Here is an 18858-nt window from a genome sequence, read left to right as displayed (position 1 = left end):
TTTGCCGGGCTTTTTGTTGCTTCTCGCAGGAGGGCGTATTCGGGTGTGTGGGAGAGAGCGGTGCCGGTCAGGCTTGTTTGAGTTTGTTGACGAGTTCCGGTCCGAGGAAGTGACGCGCGTAACGCGGATTCATGTCGGACAGGCGGAACAGCGTGAGGAAGTCGGCGGTATTGAAGTCGGGGTCCCAGGCCGGTGCGCCGCAGATGCGGGCGCCCAGGCGCAGATAGCCCTTGACCAGGGTGGGCGGTTCGACGTCGAGGGTCGATTGCAACTCGTCGACGGGCAGGGCGATGCGGGGCACGGCATGGTACTCGGTGGGTGCCATGGCCGTGTCCTGAAGCTTACGATAGAGGCTCGCGGCGTAGTGTCCGCCGTCGGCCATCGGCACGCTGGCGCAGCCGAGCATCGTCTCGAGGCCGTGGCGTAGCATGTACTCGGCCAGACCGCTCCAGAGGGCCATGATGACCGCGCCGTTGCGGTAATCCGGGTGCACGCACGAGCGGCCGGTTTCGAGCAACTTCGGGCGCAGATGGTCGAGACGCGAGAGGTCGAACTCCCCTTCGGAGTACAGACGACCGAGGCGCTTGGCCTGTGCCGGGGGCAATACGCGATAGGTGCCGACGACCTTGAGCGAGTCCTGATCGCGCACGAGCAGGTGGTCGCAATACTGGTCGTATTCGTCGACGTCGAGGCCTGCCGGACCCTTGACCGACGCGCCCATTTCTTCGGCGAAGACCTGATATCTCAGGCGTTGCGCTTCTCGAAGCTCGCTTTCGTCGTGTGCCCACGCCACAGCCAGATTCGGTTTGACAGGCGTTTCAGGGCGAGGAAGACGCCTCCGCGACGTAGGGGTCAACGAAGAAAGCGGCATGGTGGGGTTCGGCAGGTCGCGCATAAAGGCCCTTTTTGTGACGGTCGCGTTGCGACGTACTTTAAAAAGCATCAATGTCGATTCCGTGAACGGTAGGCGACAATTCTATGACAAAACTCGCCGTGTCATGAGTCAGGTCCCAATGTTCATGCCATTCAGCGCTCGATTCGAGGGTGATTCGGCCGCGATTCGGCACTGCATCGAGGGGGCGAAATTACAACAGATCGGGGTTGACGACGGCGCGCACGACGACCTGGCTCTCGTCTTCGCGGCGGCGCGATGCGAGCCACCAGATGCCGGCCTTCCTGATGGTCCAATAGGCCTCCTGACCACTGACGAGCAGGCTGGCGAGTTGGCCGAGGGAGGGTTGATGACCCACGAGCACGACGGTCTGTGCGGTGCCGGGCCAGTCGATGGCGCCGAGCAGGGTGACGGCGCTGGCGCCGGGGGCGAGATCGCGAACGATGCGCGGACTGGGTGTGAGGGCCTGGGCGGTCTGGACGGCGCGTATGGCGGGACTGGTGAGGATGCGGGCGTCGTCGGGCAGGCGGGGGCGCAGCCATTGGGCTGCCTTTTCGGCTTGCTTGCGACCGCGGTCGGTGAGTTCGCGGGCCAGATCGGCCTGGGCGTTGAGGGCGAGGGTGGCGGGCAGGTTTTCGGCGTCGGCGTGACGCCAGAGAATCAGGTTCATCGACACGGGTTCGGACATGGTGAACCTCTCACTATGGCGGGGTTTCATGGCGGCGGCGTGACTGTCGGCAAAGCACCGGACGGGGTGAAACGGGCGCCGGGCCCGGGACTATTGTGCCAGCGTGAGCGGCGAAATATGTCGGTGCGATGCGCGTCGATTTGACGCATCGCAGGAAACCCTCTAGAATCTCACCTCTTTCGTCGGAGCGTAGCGCAGCCTGGTAGCGCATCTGATTTGGGATCAGAGGGTCGTAGGTTCGAATCCTATCGCTCCGACCACTAGCTTCAAGGGATTGGGACAGGCAGCATCTATTGTCCCTAATCTTTTCCCTGGCATTTCCCTAATAAAATCTTGTTTGATGCCCAGCGAGTGCTGATGCATCGCTATGGCCTCGGAGAGTGTCGCGCACCTTTTGCGAGTCTCAGGGGAAAGCATGCGAGGCGTTTGGTCGGACGTAGCATGACTCTCTGGTTCCATTGTCGTCATGCCAATTTCCTACCTTGGGGCAACGACATTCGGTCTGGATATTGAGGCGCTGCAACGTCGCCTTGGGAATCCCGCTTCCCCCGTCGAATGCTGTACGTGCAACTTGTCTTTCCTGTTTTAAGCAGCTGCATGACGACGGTCGCGTCGATCTCGGGCACGTTGACACTACGTAGTGCATCGTTCCGCGCCGTACTGAAAACCTGTTCTGCACCAGCACGGCCCATTACTTGACGGGCCACCTCGACTCGGATCAGACGCGCGCGCCGGAACGCCAGAGATGGCGACTCCCATCCGCAGGGAGCACGTAATTTGATAACTGTTGATAAGCGTGCTAGATTAACCCCTGCCCCCAGCCAAGTCCAAACGGAGGAAATCATGATCAGTGCTGAACTCGGACGCACGCTCGAGAGCTACATTGCCGAGCTTGTCGAGAAGGGCCGTTACGGCTCGAAGAGTGAGGTGTTGCGTGAAGGCGTCCGGCTCATTCAGGACCGGGAGACGCAGCTTGCTGCACTGGATGCTGTCATTGAGAAGGGCATCGCTGACGCCGAGGCTGGTCGAGGCCAGCCTGCCGCCGACGTGTTCGACCGTCTTGAGAAGAAATATCAGGCGAAGGTGAACGACAAGGCATGATCGTTCACTTATTACCTGAAGCCATTGTCGACCTCGAAACCATCGGTGACCACATCGCACTGGACAACCCGCGCCGCGCACTGACGTTCATTCAGGAACTGCGAGACAAGTGCACGAGCCTTGCGGACATGCCGTTTGCGTTCCCTGTCGTTCCGCGCTATGAGCGATTTGGCATCCGTCACCGCGTCCACGGCAACTATCAAATCTTCTATCGTGTGGTCGAGTCGGATGAAAGAATCGACATCGTTCACATCCTGCACAGCGCGCGAAATTACGCTGCGATTTTGTTTCCTTGAACTCGTCGGCATCGGGTATGCGAGCTCCCGGCGACGCGCCAGCCTCGCCCGAAACGATGATTTAAGTCCAGAGGATCGTAGGTTCGAATCCTATCGCTCCGACCAGCAGGATCAAGGGGTTAGCTTCGGCTAACCCCTTTTTTGTTGCTGGCGGGCAGCATTGCCACGCTTTTGTCACCATCGAGATTGATTCCCCGTGACGGCAGTCAAAGTGAGCAAGCCGCCAAGATCCACCGAAGTCTGGCGTAGGCAGACGTTGCCACACCCTCGCAGCCTTCCGTTTGTCACTGAAATTTCATGTAAGGCAGGTAGCCTCACTCGCATTTGCCAAGAGGTCGGTTTGGATTTCCCACGGTCTCCTGGCGTTCGACCGAGCGTGCGATAGACGATGGCAGGCAACCCGGCATCGATGAGTCTGCGTGTGCTGGCGGGATGCTCGATCGCGCTTGTCTCGATCCCCGTGATGCAGCCTGTGCTTGCGGGCCCCGCGAGCGCGGTGGTTCCGGCCGCGCCGGAGAGCGATCCGCGCATCGACTTTGACATCCCCGCATTGCCGTTGACGGATGCGCTTCGGCGTTTCGGCACGGCTGCACGTCTACCGGCGCTCTATCGCAGCGAAATTCTTGCGGGACAAACCTCGACGGCCGTTCGCGGCCGGTATTCGCCCGAGGCCGCCCTGCGCAAGTTGCTCGAAGGCACGGGCCTGACCGCCGAGAAATTCAACATGGGGCAAAGCAGCGCGTTCATCCTGAAGGCGGCAAATGAAACGGCCGCCGCGCCGTCCGGCAACGGGCTGGGCAAGCTGACCGGCTATCCCGGACTGGTGCAGACGCGCGTTTGGCAAGCGTTGTGCAGCCATCCACTCACCGCCCCCGGACGTTACCGCGCCTTGCTGCGTTTCCAACTCGACGAGACCGGCCACGTACAGCGCGCGCGTCTGATCGGCTCGACGGGCAACGGGCAACGCGACATCGCGGTACTCGAGACATTGCGCGACCTGCGCATGGACGCCGCGCCACCCAGCGATATTCCTCAACCTGTGACGATGCTGCTGCTGCCCCACGATGCCGAGTTCGGCATGACGTGCGACGCTCCCGCGATTCCCAGGGCCGGTTCATGAGCGACGATACGCCGCCGATGGTGCTGGTGGACTATCTCACCAAGCACTACAGCACGCTCAAGTCTCGGGTCACACGACTGCTCGGCAATGGCGACCTCGCCGGCGATGCGCTCCAGGACACCTGGCTGCGCGTGCATAGCCGCAAGGAAGAGAACGAGATTCTCAGCCCGGCGGGCTATCTGCTGCGCATGGCGGTCAATATTGCCGTCGACATTCAGCGCCGTCAGGGCCGCTCGCTGCCGCTGGACGAGATCGAAGAACTCATGGACATGGCCGATCCGGCCCCTGGTCCGGAGCGGATTGCGGAGGGACGCTCCCGGATCGAGGCACTGCGCGAGGCTATCGACCGTATGCCCAAGCGGCGTCGCCAGATCGTGCTTATGGTCCACTGGGACGGACTCGAACAAAAGGAAGTGGCCAAGCGGCTCGGCGTGTCGTTGCGCACGGTCGAATCCGATCTGAAACGGGCACACGACTCCCTGATCGCCCGGAAAGACCGATGAAGAAAAAAGTCTGCGGGCGCGCGGCGGTACATTCGTCCTTCCATATGGCACGCATTTTCTCCACCCTCCGTTCATCGTTTGCGCACACCCGCTCCATCGTGGTCGGAATGCGCAAGAGGAGCGTTGCATGACGACGCACGACGACGGTCGCACCTCGTTGCAAGACTCGCCCGGCTCGATCGAGCGTGAGGCGTGGGCCTGGCTGCGCCGCCTCAGTTCCGGCGACGTGACCTCGTGGGATGCCGATGCGTTCAAGCGCTGGCTGCGCACCAGCCCTGCGCATCACGCGGCGTTCAGCGACGCCAAACAGGAGTGGTCATTGCTCAAGTCCGCCGCGCGCGAGGTGCTGCGCGAGAACCCCGAGGCGGCCCAGCAGCATGTCCTCGCACTGCGCGGTCCCAACATGGGCCGCCGGGCGTTTCTCGGTGCGGCCGCCAGCGCCGCGGTGGTCGCTGGTGTCGCGGTGTTGCACCCACCGGCGGGGCTTTGGCCCGCGCCAGCGGAGTGGGGAGCCGATTACCGCACTGCCACCGGCGAGCAGCGCACGATTGCGCTGGCCTCGCGCGTCGACATCACGCTCAATACTGAGACCAGCATCCAACGGGAGACGGCAGGCGCTTCGACCACCGGCATCCGTCTGCTGACCGGTGAAACCGCCGTCGACATCGGCGCCGGTGCCGCGCCATTCGCGGTCCTCGCCGGTGCGGGGCGTAGCGAAGCCAGTGCGGGACGCTTCGAAGTGCGCCGTCTGGCGAGCCATGTCTGCGTGACCTGTATCGAGGGCACTGTCAACGTCGCTCACCCGGCCGGGCGACACGTCTTGCGCGCGGGGGACCAGACGATCTACGACGATGGCGCGGTTGGCCGCGTGAAACGCGTTTCGGTGGCCGATGTGTCCGCGTGGCGCAGCGGCATGCTGATCTTCCGCGAAGCACCGCTTGGGCACGTGCTCGACGAGATCAACCGCTACCGCCGAGGGAGAGTGGTGTTGATGAACGCATCGCTGCGCAACCAGCCGGTGAGCGGAAGCTTCGAGATCACCTTGCTGGACATGGCCCTCGCGCAATTGCAGCGCACGTTCGATCTGAGCGCCCGCACGTTGCCGGGTGGCCTGGTCGTGCTTTCCTGACAGCCGTTTCACGACGTCCCCTGCGCCGCCTCATTGGCGCGCGGTTCGAAAAAATCCCTGAAATAGTCTGCGGGTGGGGAGGTTCCTCGTTCGTCCTTGGGCATAGGGTGCGTTCTCGCGACTGCGACGCGCGACCCGATGAACAGGGTTGCCCTGCACGGCACGGGCAGCCGGGTGGCTATAGAACCGTCTATCGGCAGGATTTGAGATGAGCACACGCGGGCGCACGGGCGAAGCACGTAAAATACGGCATCCTAATCAAGTGAGACGAGTATTTCGCGCGGCGCCTATGGCGCGCGCCATGGCGGTGGCGCTGGCGACGGGCGGTCTGTTCGTCGATGCCCACGCGCAGCAGGCGTTCAGCGCTGGTTGGTTTGCGGCGCGGGGCGCCGCGCAGAACACCGCAGCGCAAACTGGCCGCCTGCCCAATGGCATGCCCTTGTCAGCGCTGAACTCTCCTTCGGAGCAGCAGCGTCAGGCAAACGCTCAGTTGCAGCGTTCCATTGCGAATCTCGGGGCGACAGCACAGGCCATCGCTGCACAGCAGTCGATGCAGACGGCTGCGCGTCAGGCTGCACAGAACGACACATCGGTGCCCGATGGTCTGACGGCGGGCGGCCTCAAAGTCGACACCAACAGCCTGACGCAGGGTTGGATCAATGCCGGCGCGCCGACGCAAACGACCTCCGTGGGCAAGACCACCGTCTCAGTGCAGCAAACCGCCGACAAGGCGATTCTGAACTGGGAGACGTTCAACGTCGGCAAGAACACCACCGTGGCCTTCGACCAGCAGCGCGACTGGGCCGTGCTCAACCGGGTGAACGATCCGCAAGCGCGTCCGAGTGTGATTCAGGGCCAGATCAAGGCGGACGGCACCGTGCTTATCGCCAACCGGAACGGCATTGTATTTACCGGGTCCAGTCAAGTCGACACGCGTAATCTCGTGGCGGCAGCGGCCAATATTACCAATGACCAGTTCCAGAAAAACGGCATCTACGGCACTGGTACCAATACTCCGACCTTTACGGATGCCGCGGGCAAGGTGCTGGTTCAGGCGGGGGCGCAGATCACGACGCGCGCACCGGCGGCGTCGACCGACGGCGGCGGTTATGTGCTGCTGCTCGGGCAGGAAGTGCACAACGCGGGGGAGATCGCCGCGCTCAGAGGCCAAACTGCGCTGGCGGCCGGAGACAGCTTCGTCATCAAGCGCGGGGTGGGCACCGACGGCAATCCGGCATCGACCACGCGGGGCAATGAAATCACGCCGCAGTTCGCGGCGAATAGCGCGGCAGGGCTGGTGCGCAATACCGGGTTGATCATGGCGCGCGAGGGCGATGTTTCGCTCGCTGGTCGAGAGGTTCAGCAAAACGGCGTGGCAATCGCCACGACATCCGTCAATACGCGCGGCACGCTGCACCTCGTGGCCAATGGGGTGGGCGGCAAAGTGGCGCTTGGTCCGGGCGCGACGAGCGCCATCGTGATCGAAGGCGGCGGCACGGCACTCGACAGTCAGCGCAACGCCATGCTTGCGCCGGCCATCGACGGCACCTACAACATCATGCCGGTCAACGACCGCCGCGATCAATCGCGTGTCGAGCTGACCAGTTCCGGCACCGTCGATTTCCTGCCGGATTCGCTGACGCTGGCCACCGGCGGGCAGATCCTCGTGAACGCGGCCACGCGTAGTCTGGTGCGGGATCGTGCGCAACTCGATGTCTCCGGCGCGGTCGGTGTCGACGTGTCGATGGAGAGCAACAACGTCAAGGTGAACGTTCAGGGCAACGAACAGCGCGACGCACCGGGCAATCGGGGCAGCAAGCTGCTCAACAGCAACGACGTGTGGATCGATCGCCGCAAGCTCGTGTTCGTGGCCAAGGGCGTGAACGGTTACGACAGCGATCGCTGGTACACGGCAGGCGGTCTGCTGGAAGTCGGTGGCTATCTTGGCACGCAAGGCCACACCGCCGGGGAGTGGATGGCACAGGGCGGCACGCTCACGTTCAGCGGCAAGGACGTCGTCACGCAACCGGGGTCGACGATCAATCTCTCGGGCGGCACGCTGAACGTGCAGACGGGGTATCTGCATCAGACCTGGCTCAAGGGCGCTGACGGCGGTCTCTACGAAGTGTCGAAGGCCCCGGGTGATCTGATCTATACGGGCGTCTACAGGGGGTTCGAGGACACGCACGCCCGCTGGGGCGCCAATGCCACACAGTACTACGCCACGCCGTTCATCGCGCCGTCGACGCGACTGGAGAACGGTTACACGGTGGGGCGCGATGCCGGGCGGCTGATTATCTCCACCGCGGGGGCCGTGCTCGAAGGCAGTATCGCGGGCGACGCGTATCAGGGGCCGCGACAGACGCAGGCTCCGGCAATGGATGTCGACGGCTACCACCAGTCACAGACGGCGGCTGCGCGCCGCGCACAGTTGATCGTCGGCCAGGTGCAGCCGATGTACGACAAGACCAGCGGCCTGCTGTACGACAATCTGAGCGCCGTGCTCAGCCGCGTGGACCTGCGCGATGCGCAGGCGCAAATCGCGGCGGAGCTCGATCTCACCACTGCGTTGCCAGCGGATCGTCGGGACAAACTGTGGCTCGACACGTCGCTGATCAACGGATTCGGTCTCGGCGCCATTCGCGTTGCCGCCAAAGACCGGATCGAACTCGGCAGCGACCTTCGGGTGGCGCCGGGCGGACTCGTGACGCTGTACGGCAACGACGTTGCCGTGAACGGCAATGTGACCGCGCACGGCGGCCGGATTCAGATCGGCAGCATCCTCAGTCAGATGAGCCAGAATGGGCTCGTGGGCACCATCGTCAACCCGGTGGCCCCGGTGGGGAATGTGATCGTGGCGCATGGCATGAAGCTCGACGCGAGCGGATTGTGGAGCAATCTGGTCACGGAGCCGGACCGCTTCACGGGAGTGCCGTATCGCGATGGCGGCAGCGTGGCCATCAGCACAGGCGGCAATGTCGCGCTGGCGGCCGGGAGCCTGATCGACGTGTCCTCCGGTGCGCTGCTCGGCAGCGATGGCAAGCTCCAGGGCGGACGTGGCGGCGACGTGACGCTGGCGACCTCGGGCGGCAATGCGTCGCTCGTGCTGGATCGGGAAGCCGCGGTGCGTGCTTACGGCTTCTCGGGCGGCGGCACCTTCGATCTGTTGGCTCGCAAGGTCGTGATCGGTGACGCCCCGAACGCGGCGGGCTCCGAGCCGGCTTCCGATACGGTCGCGTTGGGCCACGACTTCTTCAACAAGGGATTCTCCAGCTATCGGGTCACGGGGGCGACGAACGTTGCCGTGAGCGATGGCGCAACGGTTGACGTCACCATGCCCGTGTACCGGCGCGCCGACCAAACCCGCAGCCTGGTCGACGGCGGTGAGTGGCGCAACAAGTTCACCGTGGCGACGCCGCCGTTGTATCAGGAAGACGCCGCGCATGCGGTGCTCACACAGCGCAAGGGCGCGAGCCTCACCCTTCAGACGGGCAACTTCGCCTCGACGGCCTCCGACATGGCCGTGTCGCAACTGACGATCGGCAAGGGCGCGGTGGTCAGTGTCGACCCGGGCCAGTCGATCACGCTGAACAGCATTGGCCAGATGACTGTCGACGGTACCCTGAACGCGTGGGGCGGGACCATCGCACTCGGTGATACGAAGGACATCGGCATCGTGGCCGAAACCGTGAACGGGCAAGGGCACGGCCGCTCGATCTGGATCGGCGAGCGCGCCGTGCTCGACGTGGCGGCGCGGGCAGCCACGGCGCTCGATGTGCACGGCAATCCCTACGGCGCGGTGCGCAGCGGCGGCAACATCGTCATCGGCGGCGACATCGATCATGCGAGCGGCACGGCAACGGGCACGAATCTGTTCGTGGTGGTGCGCAACGGCGCCGTGTTCGACGCCTCCGGAACACAAGCCGCACTCAATATCGATGGGCAGGGCAGGCGCCAGGTCACCACGAACGGCGGCAACATCGCCATCGCGTCGAACAACGGGCTCTATCTGGATGGGACGTTCAAGGCGGCCGCTGGCGGTGCCGGGGCGGCGGGCGGCTCCTTGTCCGTCGCGCAGGTCAATGCGTTGTACGCGAAGGCGAGCGCTGCCCAGAAGGTGCTGACGGCGCGTGAACTGATTCTCGAGCAGACACAAAGCGCCAGCCCCTTGCGCAGCTTCCTGACACCGACGCAGGCCGCATCGGCACTGACCTACGGCTACGGCCGGCTGTCCGCCGCTCAGGTGGACGCGGGCGGCTTCGACAATCTGTCGTTGTTCGGGAAAACGAACGTCACTGGCGACGTGTCGCTCAAGGTCGGCCAGAATCTCCAGTTCTACGGCGACATCACGACGCAGAACGGCGCCACGTCGCCGGCGGCCCTGCATCTCACCTCGTCGTACCTGCGCTTGGCTGGACAGAAACCGATCGGTCGCGACGGCTATCTGGTCCCCGGCCCGGCGCTCGAACCGGCTCGCCCCCTTCTCGCGACAGTGGATGCGAATGCGAATCTCATCGACGTACGCGGCATCGTGGTGCTCAACGCCCGGAACGCGGAACTCACCAGTCGCGGCGATTTGCGGTTCATGGCGACCGTCGACGGTTGGAATGGCGGCGCGCCGGCCACCTCGCTCACGGTGCCCGGCGACGTCACGCTTCGCGCCGCGCAGCTATATCCCGGCACGGGTGCTGGCGCCGCCGTCATGGCGGGTTTCTCCACGGCGAATGCCGTCGCGTCATACGACCCGAAGCGTTCGTTGACGATCGCGCGTTCGACCGACACGTTGCCGGAACTGCCGTATTCGGCCTTCGGTTCGCTGTCGATGATGTCGGCCAACGTCGTGCAGGACGGCGTGATTCGAGCGCCGCTTGGGCAGATCAAGCTGGGAGTGACCGGGTACGGCGACGACACGTCCGTCTCGGTGCGCTTGCTGCCGGGCAGCGTGACGTCGGTCAGCGGCGCGGGGCTCGTCATGCCTTATGGCGGCACGACGGACGGGCAGAGCTGGCGCTACAACGGCAAGGACGTGACGTTCACCGGGGTTGGCGGAGCCAGCCCGCGCGGCGTGATCGTGCAGGGCATCGTGCTGGCAGGGCAGTCGGTCAAGGTCGAAAAGGACGCGTTGGTCGACCTCTCCGGCGGCGGGGAACTCACCGGGGCGGGCTTTATCTCGGGACGCGGCGGTTCCACCGACGCGCGGCTGTCTGCGCTGATGCAGGTCGGCCCGAACGGCGGATTCACGTTGCCGGATATCAAGACCAATCCAGTGTATGCCATCGTCCCGGGGGGACAGAGTGCCTATGCGCCCTCGGCCGGCGGCGGCGCTGCCGAGCCGGCCATCGGCCGTCAGATCACCATTGGCGCGGGCGTGCCCGGCTTGCCCGCAGGTACCTACACGCTGATGCCTGCCACGTATGCGCTGCTGCCCGGCGCATTCCGCATCGAGATCAACGGACGCGCCGGGCAGGGTGCCGGGGCGGCGGCTCAAGCCATGCGCAACGGTTCGTGGTCGGCCACCGGTACGCTGTCGGTCGCGGGCACCGGCACGCGCGACAGCCTCGCCAGCCAGATCATTCTGACGCCGGCGAACGTGCTCCGGACCTATTCCCAGTACAACGAAACCGGCTACACGCAGTTCGCGACGGCGGACGCCGCGCGGCGGGGTGTGCCTCGCCCGATGTTGCCCGCCGACGCCAAGACCTTGCAGCTCGAACTGCAAACCGGCGCGGGCATCGATGCGTTCCGATTCGACGGCATGGGGCGCTTCGACGTTGCGCCGGGTGGCTATGGAGGCACGCTGTCCGTCGTCGTGCGGCGCAACGAGAACCGATCCATGCTGGAAGTCGTGGGGCCGGATGCCGGTGTGACACCCGGATTCAGGGGGGGGACACTACGCGCCGACAGCCTGAACAACATCGGTGCGGCGCGCATGGTCCTCGGCGGCATGTCGTCAACGACGTACGGGCAGGGCGGCAACTACCTCACATTCGGCGACGCCGTTGCCGAACGGATCCACTTGCGCAGCGGCGCTACCCTCTCGGCACCCGAGGTGTTCCTCGTTGCCGACGACGATGGCGGTAATCCGACGGAGGGCGGCCTGATCCGCGTGGAGCGCGGCGCCGGCATCAACACGCTGCGTCGCGGAAAAGTGGCTTACGACGCGAACGATGGCTTCATCTATCAGGCGAAACCTTACGTGCTTGCGGCGTCGAACGGGTTGATCAATATTCTGCCGTCGAAGAGCGTCGCGCGCGGTGGCGTGGAGATCGGCGGGTGCCCTGCCGGCAACTGTACCGGTATGACGACGCTATATTCCGAAGGCACGCTCGCTGCCGCGACGTCGGGAAATTTCGTGCTCGATGACACCGTACGCTACGGCACACGCAACCTCACGCTCGCCGTCGGGGGCATCAACATCGGGACGACACAGGCACTGGCCGATGCGCAGGCGAACGGTATCCGTGCCGACGGTCTGGCGATGAATCAGGCGGTACTGGAACGACTGCTGCGCGGCGATACATCGACTGGCGCCCCCGCGCTGGAGACACTGACGCTGAGCGCGGCGAACAGCGTCAACTTCTACGGCGACGTGACGCTCGATACCTACGACGCTGCCACCGGAAAGTCCTCGCTGGACCGTCTGGTGCTCACGACACCGGCGATCTACGGTCAGGGCAATGCCGCCACCGTTGCCACGATCCGCACGGCCAACCTGATCTGGGGCGGGACGCAAAGCGCCCCGGGTACGGTGATCGCAAACGGCGCTGGCACGGGCGCCGGCACATTGAATCTGGCCACGGAGCGCTTCGAATTCGGATTTGCGCCGTTTTCGCAGCCGAGCAGCGTCAAATCGTACGATCGCCTGGCGCTTGGCTTCGCCAACGTGAATCTCATTGCGAGCGATCGCATTTCCGCCAACCAGAAGGGCAGCCTGTCGGTGTACCAGTCGCAGGGGGCTTACGACCCCCTGAGCGGTTATCAGTACAACGGCGGCAGTCTGACGCTCACCACGCCGTTGATGACAGGCGCGGCCGGCTCATCGAACCGGATCGTCGCGGGTGGCGCCGTGACCGTTGCGGCCCCTGCGGGCGCGCCGTCCGTCGACCGTTCGCGCGACATCGACGCGCTTGGCGCCGACCTTACACTGCATGGCGACAGCCTGCGTGTGGCGACCGCTGTGGTATTGCCCAGCGGCAAGCTCACGTTGATTGCCGACAAGGACCTGACGCTGGCCGACGGCGCACAGCTCGATCTGGCAGGGCGCACGCGCACCTTCGTCGACGTCGACAAATTCAGTTGGGGTGGCGACGTCGTGCTCGAGAGCCGACGCGGCAACATCACGCAGTCGCGCGCATCGACGATCGATATCTCGGCGCACAACAGCAGTGCGGGCACGCTCAAGGCCGTGGCCCTCGACGCGGGAGCGGGCCAGGTGGATTTGCAAGGCCGCGTTTTTGGAAAGAGCGACGGATACTACGACGCCGCCGGCACGCTCGTGCCGTTCAAGGCGGGCAGTGTGGAAGTGCGTGCGCAATCACTTGGCGTGGGCAGGGCCGACGCGCTGTTCGCGGGGCTCAACACGCGGCTCAACGAGGGCGGCGTGTTCGGCGGCCGCAGCTTCCAGTTCAAGCGTGGGGATCTGGTCATCGGCAACGAACTCAAGGCGGGCGAAGTGAACGTCTCGGTCGACAACGGCCGCCTGACGGTTGCCGGCGCGATCGACGCCAGCGGCGAGCGCGTGGGCACGATTCGCCTGGCAGGCAAGCAGGGGCTGACGCTCGCCGATACGGCGGTGCTCGACGCGCACGGCACTGCGCTGCGCGTGGACAGCTACGGCAAGATCATCGACAGTCCGAACCGCGCCGTGGTCGAACTCAGTTCTGGCGACGGCATCCTGACGATGGGCGGCGGCGCACAGATCGATCTGCGTCACGGCACGGGCGCCACGGTCGGCACGGCACCGGGACAGAGCGATGGCGTGGCGCGTGGCACCCTCACGCTGAATGCGCCGCGCGTGGGCAGTCAGGGGCGTATGGACGATGCGGACGCGGCGACGTACGGTGACATCGCCATCGACGCGCGCAGCGGTCTGACGATTCGCGGCGCCAGGTCCATCGCACTGAACGCCATGCAGCGCTATGACGACGCGCCCTACGCCGTTCTCAGAGATGCCGGGGGCAATGTCGTACTCGACGCGAACGGCAAGCCGACGCTGGAACTTGCGGCTGGCGGTCGCCCGTATCAGGTGGTCGATCAGGCCTATCTGACGGCGAAGCACGACGAGAGCACGGACTTCATCAAGCACGCGCGTGCGAACGGCGCGTTGCCGGGGACAAAACTGGCAGGTCTGAACAACCCCGGTTATCTCGGCGTGCTGCATCTACGACCCGGCGTCGACATCGTCAGCAAGACGAGCGACGGCGACATCGTCGTGCGCGGCGATCTCGATCTGTCTGGCTATCGCTACGAGAGCCTCAATCCGCGCTTTGCCAAGACCAACGTCTACGGCTCCGGCGAAGTGGGCATGCTCGCCATCCGAGCCGGCGGCAACCTCGATATCTTCGGCAGCATCAACGATGGCTTCACGCCGCCGCCGCCCACGAAGGACGACACGGGCTGGAAGCTGCTGCCCGGCATGAACTTCGCCGGGGACGACATCGTCGTGCCCGGCAGCGGCGTCACGTTGGCGGATGGCACGGCTTTCCCCGCAGGCTCGATCCTCAACTACGATCTGCCGATCAAGGGCGTTGTCATGACCGCGGGCGTGCGCATTCCGGTCGCGGTGAGGCTCGACGCTCCGGTCACATTGCCGGCAGGCACCGTGCTCTCCGCGGCCGTGCGCGACAGTGCCGGGAACGTGTTGTATGCGGCGGGCACGCTGCTTCGCGCCCCGCTGACGATTGCCGCGAACGCTCGTCTGGACGCCGGCTCGGTCATGCCGTTGCCCGTGAGCGTGCGCGCCATGGTGTGGCCCAAGGGTGTGCCGCTGCCCGGCATTCCTGACTCTGGCGAGGGAACGCTGGTCCGCAATGTGGTCTTGCTCGACGGCGCGAAGGCGCTGGCCACGGGGGCGGTAATTCCATCGGGTACCAATGTGCAATTGCCCGCGGGTGTCGATTCGATTGCGCTGCGCCCGGAAGTCGGCGGGCAGCAGGGTAAGGCGTGGGCGCTGGCGCAGATGCTGCCGGAAGGCTCGCAGTCCTGGTCGATGCGGCTGGTGTCGGGCGCCGACACGGGCGCCGCGGACAGCCGCGTGGTGCAGACGCGCCCGGTGCGCGGTGATCTGCGACTGGCTGACAGTCACTACGGCATGTATGGCAGGGGCGTGCCGCCCAAGGGGGTGCTGACGTGGTCGCAGGAGGCGGCCGATCTCGGCATCGACGGAATTGTGGCTGGCCAACCGATCACGGAAGAACTGCTGCGCCGCATCGGCATCGATCAGTCCCCCGGCGAACTTTGCGCGGACACGCCGTCCTACTGCGTGCTCAAGGTCAGCTACGTGTGGACGAAGCAAGGCGCGGACGAATTCGCCGATCCGGCGATCCATGCCGGGGATGTCGTGGACACCATCGGGCTGGGCTGGCCGACGCTTTGCGAGGACAATCCGACGTGGTGCACAACGCCGGGCACGACGTACAGCTACTCGCCGACGAGCTCGCGCTTCAGCGTTTTGCGCACGGGCACGGGCGATCTGGAAATGCTGAGCGGCGGCAACATGCGCATGGACTCGCTGTTTGGCGTCTACACCGCAGGCACGTCGTCGGTCGCCACGCGGGCCGGCGATCCTTACAACCAGCCGCGCGCGAAGAACTCGCTGGGCACGGTGTTGAACGAGGCGGCCGGCAACAACGAAGCGTTCGTCAACGGGGGGGCCGACAGTCTGTATCGCGCCTGGTATCCGGATCGGGGCGGCAACCTGCTGTTGCGCGTCGGCGGCAATCTGACAGGCTCGCAGCTCATGCCGTCCCCCGCAACCAACCAGCGGCCGCTCGTCGGTGACGGTGGGTACGATAGCGGCGAAGTGGGCAACTGGCTGTGGCGTCAGGGCAGTGGCGCGGTGGCCACCGGCACGCAGGGCCAGCCCACGGCGTGGTGGATTAACTTCGGCAGTTTCACGGCCGAACTGAGTGGCGGCCCCACCCGCTTGCTGGGTTTCACGGGCTTCGGCACGCTCGGTGGCGGCAACCTCACGGCGCAGGTCGATGGCGATGCGGGGCAATTGACGCGACTCGTCGGCAGCCGGTTCGACGTCAACGTGAATTCGCGTCCGCAAGGGGTGGTGCTTGCGGTGGGCAGCACCGGCCGCGTGGCGCCTGATGGCGGCATGACGCTTACCGGGGGCGGCGATCTCGATGTGCGCGTCGGGGGCGTCGTGAATCCGATTGGCACCAACCCGCTGAATCGCAGTAACGGTGTTGTAACCAACTTGCGGGGTCATACCGAGATCAAGGCGTCGCAGATCGGCACGATCGATCTTGCCTACGGCGCTCAGGCGGCGCAGCAGACGCCGGGCGACACGCGCGCATTCGACGCCTTCCGCTCGACACGCGCCTATCCGGGCGGTGGCTTTACGCTGGTGCCGGGCGATTCGACGTTCAACCTCTCCACGCTGTCGGATCAGGTGACGCAGGACGTCGCCGACCCCGGCCGGGTCTTGCAGCCGTATGCGTCTCCCTATGTCTCGCCGAATGCCGACAAGGCGGGTATGGGGGGCGGCGGATCGAGCTGGTTCACGTTGTGGACCGGTCGTACGGCGCTCGACATGTTCTCGGCGGGCGGGAACGTTACGCCGATCACCAGCCCGGTGGGCACCATCACCGACGAGGCCGTCGTATATCCGTCGATCCTGCGCGTGGTCTCGGCGAGTCGCAATCTGTTTTACGGCAAGGCGGCCGGGACGTCGCAGGCGGACGAATACCCGGCCACGCCGCTTGTACTGGCGCCGTCTGCCAATGGCGGGCAATTGCAGTTCCTTGCCGCCGATTCGATCTACGCCGGTGGCTTCACGGTCAGCCGGTCCGGGGCGGCGATGGGTGCCATTGCAACGCCGCAACGCCCCGCCTATTCCGCCTGGGTCCAGGCGGTTGGCACGTCGGCGAGTCTTCCGGACGTCAGCAACCTGACCGGCGATGGCAATCGGGCTGACCAGAGCCTCTTCCCGATCTTCGCCTTCGGTGCCGACTCCGTCTCCGCGACGTCCACACAACGTGTGGCATCCGCGCTCTTCTACGCGGTAGCGGGCGATCTTGTCGGCGTGAACAGCGGGCGCATCATGAAGTTCACGGGCACCGGTACCTTCTTCGAGAAGGAGCCGCGTCTGGGCCGCACCTGGTACGAAGGCTCACCGGTGCGAATGGTCGCAGGACGCGACATCGTGCGAAGCGGCTCCTTGCTGCTCGAGGGCGTCCCGCGCGCGGGGAGCAGCGGCTTCGGTTTTACCGAGACCGGCAATCTGTTCGTTCACAACAGGGCGTCCGACGTGTCGGTCGTCTCCGCCGGACGAGACATTCTTTACAGTACGTTCAACGTGGCCGGTCCAGGAATGCTTGAGGTCAGCGCTGGACGCAACATCCTGATGGAAGATCGCGCCGGGGTCACCAGTCTCGGTCCGGTAGTGGCGGGCGACACTCGCCCTGGTGCCAACATCGCCATGCAGGCGGGCGTCGGCGCCGACGGGCTGGACTACCTTCGGTTCGTCAAGCCATATCTGGATCCGGCCAATCTCGCGCGCACCGGCGTGCCACTGGCCGATCAGGTGGGCAAGGTCGTGAAGGTGTATGACGACGAATTGGCGGCGTGGCTCGCGCAGACCTACGGTTTTGCCGGTAACACGGACGAGGCGCGCACCTACTATTTCGCGTTGCCCGCGGAGCAGCAGCGAGTCTTTGCACGCAACGTCTACTTCGCCGAACTCAAGGCGGGCGGCCGGGAGTACAACGATCGGGCCAGCCCGCGCTACGCGAGCTTCCTGCGCAGCCGCAACGCCATCGCCGCACTCGCGCCGGACAGCGATGCGAACGGCAACCCGGTGACCCACGCGGGCGATATCGTCATGTTCCGCGGCAATCGGGCGGTGTGGAACCAGACCGACAGTGTTTTCGTCTACACCCCGCGCAGCGGCTTCGTTCGCACCAACTTCGGCGGCAACATTCAACTGCTCACGCCGGGCGGTCAACAGGTGTTCGGTATCGAAGGCGCGGCGCCCCCAGCGGATTCCGGCGTGTTGACACAGGGTGGAGGCAATATCGAGATGTTCGCGCGCGGCAGCATTCTGCTTGGCCAGAGCCGCATCATGACGACCTTCGGCGGCGACATTCTGGGATGGTCGTCTGAAGGCGACATCAACGCGGGTCGCGGTTCGAAATCGACCATCGTCTACACGCCGCCCAAGCGGGAGTACGACATGTGGGGCAACGTCAGGCTGTCGCCACAGGTACCCGGCACCGGTGCCGGTATTGCCACGCTCAATCCGATTCCCGAAGTGAAACCCGGCGACATCGATCTTCTGGCCCCTCTGGGCACCATCGACGCAGGAGAGGCGGGCATTCGCGTGTCGGGGAACGTGAACCTGGCGGCGCTGCAAGTCATCAACGCAGCGAATATTCAGGTGCAGGGCAAGGCGACGGGCATGCCGGTGATTGCTGGCGTGAACGTGGCGGCGCTGACCAATGCCAGTGCGAGTGCGTCGCAAGCCGCAAATGCCGCGCAGGAGGCGGTGGCGCGGGAGCGAGGCGCCGCACGGGCCGGGCAGCCGTCGATTTTCACGGTGCGTACGATCGGGCAGGGCAACGAGCCTGCCGCCGGCGTCGATGCTGGAAGGAAGGCGCCGAGCGCTCCCCTGTCGTCGCTGTCACCGGAGACGGCCGGCTACAGTCGTGCCAACCCGGTACAGATTGTGGGTCTGGGCGAGAAGGTCGACTCGGCGCTTTGGTCGCGTTTGAGCGAAGCGGAGCGACTCGCGCTGCGGCAGGACAAGTAGCCGCCGGGATGCGAGTCAGCCGGAGCATGCCAACGAGTCGAGGCGCAGTGCCAGTGTCTGCCGAACGGCCATTGAGCGGATCGGAGCGCTTTTCTCATGCGACGCAGGCGTGCTCCCCTCGCGAACCGCGAACTCAGAAAAGGTGCCCTC

Annotated in this window: 8 protein-coding genes and 1 tRNA gene; 7 read left to right on the top strand and 2 right to left on the bottom strand. The window is 65.1% G+C overall.

All coding sequences use genetic code 11. The annotated features are described in order from the left end of the window. Positions 1-67 precede the first annotated feature (67 nt). Positions 68-895, bottom strand: a complete 828-nt coding sequence (locus RO07_RS16875) for a GNAT family N-acetyltransferase (protein ID WP_039404264.1) — start codon at positions 893-895, stop codon at positions 68-70. A 190-nt stretch (positions 896-1085) separates the two neighbouring features. Then, positions 1086-1562: a SixA phosphatase family protein gene (locus tag RO07_RS16870; RefSeq protein WP_039412593.1), complete on the bottom strand. Its 477-nt coding sequence runs from the start codon at positions 1560-1562 to the stop codon at positions 1086-1088. 201 nt (positions 1563-1763) lie between these two features. Between RO07_RS16870 and RO07_RS16865 the strand changes: the two genes are divergently transcribed. The 7 genes from RO07_RS16865 (at position 1764) to RO07_RS16835 (ending at position 18708) form a co-directional block, all read left to right on the top strand. Further along, a tRNA-Pro gene (locus RO07_RS16865) sits at positions 1764-1840 on the top strand. 583 nt (positions 1841-2423) lie between these two features. Beyond that, positions 2424-2681, top strand: a complete 258-nt coding sequence (locus RO07_RS16860; RefSeq protein WP_039404262.1) for a type II toxin-antitoxin system ParD family antitoxin — start codon at positions 2424-2426, stop codon at positions 2679-2681. Continuing rightward, a complete protein-coding gene (locus tag RO07_RS16855) occupies positions 2678-2977 on the top strand; it encodes a type II toxin-antitoxin system RelE/ParE family toxin (RefSeq protein ID WP_039404259.1) in 300 nt (99 codons plus the stop codon). The genes RO07_RS16860 and RO07_RS16855 overlap by 4 nt, the downstream gene beginning before the upstream one ends. A 388-nt stretch (positions 2978-3365) precedes the next feature. Next, the gene (locus RO07_RS16850; RefSeq protein ID WP_052266662.1) at positions 3366-4097 is read left to right on the top strand and encodes a TonB family protein; all 732 of its coding nucleotides are present in this window, start codon (positions 3366-3368) and stop codon (positions 4095-4097) included. Then, a complete protein-coding gene (locus RO07_RS16845) occupies positions 4094-4600 on the top strand; it encodes an RNA polymerase sigma factor (RefSeq protein ID WP_039404256.1) in 507 nt (168 codons plus the stop codon). Before RO07_RS16850 ends, RO07_RS16845 begins: the two co-directional genes overlap by 4 nt. Before the next feature lie 127 nt (positions 4601-4727). After that, positions 4728-5729: a FecR family protein gene (locus tag RO07_RS16840; protein ID WP_052266661.1), complete on the top strand. Its 1002-nt coding sequence runs from the start codon at positions 4728-4730 to the stop codon at positions 5727-5729. A 289-nt stretch (positions 5730-6018) separates the two neighbouring features. Then, positions 6019-18708 carry a filamentous haemagglutinin family protein gene (locus tag RO07_RS16835; RefSeq protein ID WP_237171284.1) on the top strand — a complete coding sequence of 4230 codons (12690 nt, stop codon included), beginning with the start codon at positions 6019-6021 and terminating at the stop codon, positions 18706-18708. The last annotated feature ends 150 nt before the right edge of the window (positions 18709-18858 follow it).

The organism is Pandoraea pulmonicola (genome assembly GCF_000815105.2).
Classification (GTDB): domain Bacteria; phylum Pseudomonadota; class Gammaproteobacteria; order Burkholderiales; family Burkholderiaceae; genus Pandoraea; species Pandoraea pulmonicola.
The sequence above is the reverse complement of the archived record's forward strand: the minus strand, read 5'-3'. Positions and strand labels throughout refer to the sequence as shown.